The organism is Oleiphilus sp. HI0125, assembly GCF_001635355.1.
Map to the genome: position 1 here is coordinate 1 of NZ_LWGF01001276.1, position 838 is coordinate 838.

At 42.7% G+C, this 838-nt stretch carries 2 protein-coding genes; one reads left to right on the plus strand and one right to left on the minus strand.

The features are described 5' to 3' along the window. On the plus strand, positions 1-199 hold a 199-nt coding region (locus A3762_RS22090; protein ID WP_197469491.1), incomplete at its 5' end, for a malate:quinone oxidoreductase. 12 nt (positions 200-211) lie between these two features. On the opposite strand, the gene A3762_RS22095 is transcribed toward A3762_RS22090, so the two are convergent. After that, positions 212-838: response regulator (locus A3762_RS22095; RefSeq protein ID WP_156493669.1), on the minus strand; the 627-nt coding region annotated here is incomplete at its 5' end.

Here is an 838-nt window from a genome sequence, read left to right on the forward strand (position 1 = left end):
TGGAGCATCAGTCTCCCCAGAAGTTATGCTGCGCTGTGTTAAAACGTTGTTTCCAAAAATCGTCAAGAAAGAAGCAGCTCAAGAACGCCTTAAAACGCTCTTCGATGAAACTGATGTGGATGTGCTCATTGAGGATGCAGATAAATATAGAGAAATCAGAAACAGCGCTGACAAAATTCTCGGAATTAGAGAAATCTAATTAGGGCAAAGTTTAATTATCTAATACGTGCTTCATTAACCCTTGATAAAACACGTTGACATCAACTGGTTTTGCGATGCAATCGTCGAAACCAGTTTCCTCATATTTTTTTCTATCATCAGCTATGACGTTTGCTGTAAGAGCGATCACTTTCTGCTGCTTGTCAGTGCTTCTGATATGCTCACACGCAGTATCGCCATCCATGACCGGCATTTGAATATCCATCAATATCAAGTCAAATACTTCATGCTTCAAAAGATCTAAGCACTCTTGACCGTTCTCAGCGATCATGACGTCTGTGTTCATTGGCGAAAGCATGGTTTCACATACCACTTGGTTAATTTGATTGTCCTCAACTATGAGTACGCGTTTGCCTGACAAATCTGGCGGAGGCACATCTGCCTTTTCTTCTTTAAGCTCAGCTGCCTCAGCGAACTCTAAAGGCAGGGAAACAGTAAACTCTGTGCCTTTGCCTTGCACGCTTACGACAGACAGATCCCCACTCATTAAATCGACCAAAGCTTTTGTGATCGGGACACCTAAACCTGTCTCACCAAATTCTCGAGTTGTAGTTGTGTCGGCCTGTTCAAATCGAGAAAAGACTTTCTCTACCTGATCTTGGCTCATGCCAATACCGAT